This is a genomic window from Leptolyngbya sp. FACHB-36 (assembly GCF_014695955.1).
Taxonomy (GTDB): Bacteria; Cyanobacteriota; Cyanobacteriia; order Leptolyngbyales; family Leptolyngbyaceae; genus FACHB-36.
This window is the reverse complement of sequence record NZ_JACJPG010000120.1, coordinates 1-2,925: the sequence shown is the minus strand read 5'-3', so window position 1 is coordinate 2,925 and position 2,925 is coordinate 1. Positions and strand designations below refer to the sequence as shown.

At 52.5% G+C, this 2,925-nt stretch carries 3 protein-coding genes; 2 read left to right on the top strand and 1 reads right to left on the bottom strand.

The annotated features are described in order from the left end of the window. Together H6F43_RS01680 and H6F43_RS01675 are read left to right on the top strand one after the other, a co-directional pair. A partial coding sequence (locus H6F43_RS01680) for an alpha/beta hydrolase (protein ID WP_190340288.1) occupies nt 1-693 on the top strand: 693 nt, incomplete at its 5' end. A gap of 139 nt (nt 694-832) precedes the next feature. Beyond that, nucleotides 833-2,089, top strand: coding sequence for an MFS transporter (locus tag H6F43_RS01675; RefSeq protein WP_190340287.1), 1,257 nt, complete (start codon nt 833-835; stop codon nt 2,087-2,089). A gap of 141 nt (nt 2,090-2,230) precedes the next feature. Here H6F43_RS01675 and H6F43_RS01670 read toward each other — a convergent pair whose 3' ends face one another. Further along, nucleotides 2,231-2,851: a hypothetical protein gene (locus H6F43_RS01670; RefSeq protein ID WP_190340286.1), complete on the bottom strand. Its 621-nt coding sequence runs from the start codon at nt 2,849-2,851 to the stop codon at nt 2,231-2,233. Nucleotides 2,852-2,925: the final 74 nt, after the last annotated feature.

The window sequence follows — 2,925 nt, the reverse complement described above, 5'->3', positions numbered from 1 at the left end:
GTGCTGGTTCCCGATCTGATCGGCTGGGGACAGTCCGATCGTCCCGTGCGCGACTACCAACTCAACGATTATCTGACGACGATCGCCGAGTTCATCCGCAAAACCTGCACTGCACCCGTCACCGTGGTCGCCTCGTCTCTGACTGGCGCGATCGCGCTGCGATTAGCGACTCAGCAGCCAGAGCTATTCGAATCGCTGGTGCTGATTTGTCCGTCTGGATTTGCCGATTTTGGGCAAGATGCTGGACGTCGATTGCCGTTGCAGATGATCGGAACGCCGCTGTTGGACCAGCTCATCTACGGGCTGGGCGCAATGAACGAGATTGCCGTGCGAAACTTTTTGGAGCGGTTTCTGTTCGCGCAGCCCGATCGAGTGACGCCAGAAATGGTTGCTGCCTATCTAGAAGCGGCACAGCAGCCCGATGCCCAGTACAGCGCCTTGTCGTTTCTGCGCGGCGATGTCTACTTCGATCTGACGCGCTACATTGGGCAGCTAACAACGCCAACGCTCATGCTGTGGGGCGAACAGGCGCAATTTACCCCGGTTTCTCTGGGTCAACGGTTAGCCAGCCTGAATCCGGACGCGATCGCCGATCTGATCGTCGTCAACGAAACGGGCGTGCTGCCGCATCTAGAGCAGCCAGAGATCGTCATTGGACTGCTGCAGCACTGGTTACGATCGCGACAGCCGTGATCTTCCTACCTTTGAGCGATCTGCCGATCTGCAATCACCGTCTATAAATTATTAAGTGTGCGTAATTAAATCAAACACCCACAAACAAGAGCTAACAGCGAATCGCGATTAGCGATTCGCTAATTCATAGAGAAAATTCATGCCATTTAATCTGCCTGCGTTGAGGTCGAGAAACTACCAACTGTTTTTCGGCGGACAGGGGCTCTCCTTAATTGGCACCTGGATGACGCAAATTGCTACCGTCTGGCTGGTCTACAAGCTGACCAATTCTGCGCTGATGCTGGGAATTGTGGGCTTCACCGGACAGATCCCCAGCTTCGTACTGGCTCCATTTGGCGGGGTACTGGTCGATCGTCGCAGTCCCCATCGCATTCTCGTCATCACGCAAATTCTGGCAATGCTTCAGTCGTTGACGCTGGCAGCGTTAACGCTAACGGGCGTGATTCAGATCTGGCATATTTTGGTTCTCAGTTTGTGCCAAGGACTGATCAATGCCTTTGATGCTCCTGCTAGACAAACCCTTGTCCGAGATTTAGTAGAGCGACCCGATGATCTTGCCAGCGCGATCGCCCTTAATTCGTCGCTGGTGAACGGTGCTCGGCTGGTGGGTCCAGCGATCGCGGGAGTGATCATTACCGGAATTGGGACGGGCTACTGTTTTCTGATCGACGGCATTAGCTACATTGCAGTGATTCTGGCGCTGTTAGCGATGCGCCTCAAGCCCAGACCCATTGCGACGGGAAGCGACAATCCGCTCCAGCGCATCAGAGAAGGCTTCGAGTATGCGTTTGGATTTCCGCCCATCCGCTCTATTCTGGTGCTGATGGCAGTCTTTAGCTTGGTGGCAATGCCCTACACAACGCTAGTGCCGATTTTTGCGACTGAAATTCTGCACGGTGATGCGCATACGCTGGGATTTCTCATGGCGGCATCGGGAGTGGGCGCGCTGAGCGGCGGTATCTATCTCAGCACTCGAAAAACGGTCGTGGGTCTGGGCAAGGTAATCGTTATGGCTCCCGCGATCGCGGGCATCGGATTAATCGCTTTTTCTCTATCGCGGTCTCTGGCGCTGTCGCTGCTATTTTCACTTCTAATTGGGCTAGGGGCGATTCTGCAAATTGCCTCTAGCAATACGGTGCTACAAACGATCGTCGATGACGACAAACGCGGGCGAGTGCTGAGCCTGTTCACCATGTCATTTTTGGGTATGGCACCGTTCGGCAACCTGCTGTTTGGCAGCTTGGCAGATCGAATTGGTGCGCCGACAACACTGACGATCGGCGGCAGTGTCTGTTTAATTGCGTCTGCTCTCTTCAGCCGAGAGCTACCCAAATTGAGGCGGTTAGTTCAGCCAATTTACGAACGAGCCGGACTTCTACCACAGGCGCATTCGTAACTGGGTAGAGAGTTTGGGGACAATCGCAGCTCGGATTTAGGGTAATAGTGGAAATTTTAGACCTCCGAGGTTTTGCAAACCTCGGAGGTCTTAGGGAGCGCTTACAGATTTGCAACCCTAAAATTGAATATTGACAAAGCACTAGTCAATAATTTGTGGGCTGGGAGTTTGTGCGTTGATGTCTGCCTGAGACAAGGTGGGAATTGTCCAGTTAATCTCACCAGCTTTAAACACTTTCGCAGGAGCGACATTCAGCTCGATCGCGCCAGCAGGATTTGTTCTCGCAATGGACTGAGTTCCATCTACAAACTTGACTGCGATCCCCTCAGTTAGCGCTTGTGCCGCAGCAGTGGGACCAAGAACTACTTGAGTTCCCGCTGGAAGATAAAATCCGTCACAATCCCAGTCGTCATCGGTTTCCTCACCAGCACCCAGGAAGTAAAGCTGTGTTGCGGACTTCTTTGGTTTATTTGCATAAACTGCCAGCATTCCGGTCGTTTCGTTGTGGCATTGTGCCCGCTTCGTCGCCGTTTCGATAATGTACTTCTGCTGCTGTAACTGACCGAGCGTTTGCTGATATTCTTCCGGCGTGTAACCTGCTTGGTCAGGTGCATCTTTTGCCTGTTGAAGCTGATTGATTGCTTGAGTCACTTCAGCATAGTCCGTCCCTTTTGTGAAATCCTTACCTGCCCACGAAGGAGGGGCAATGGCAAGGTTAACTAAAAACACGATCGCAACGAGAGCAATTCTGAGAAATTTCATGGGATAACTCCTGTCTTTGAGATTGCTAGCACTCCACCTTAAAACGGAGTATAGACGTTGAAAACGAGATTCAG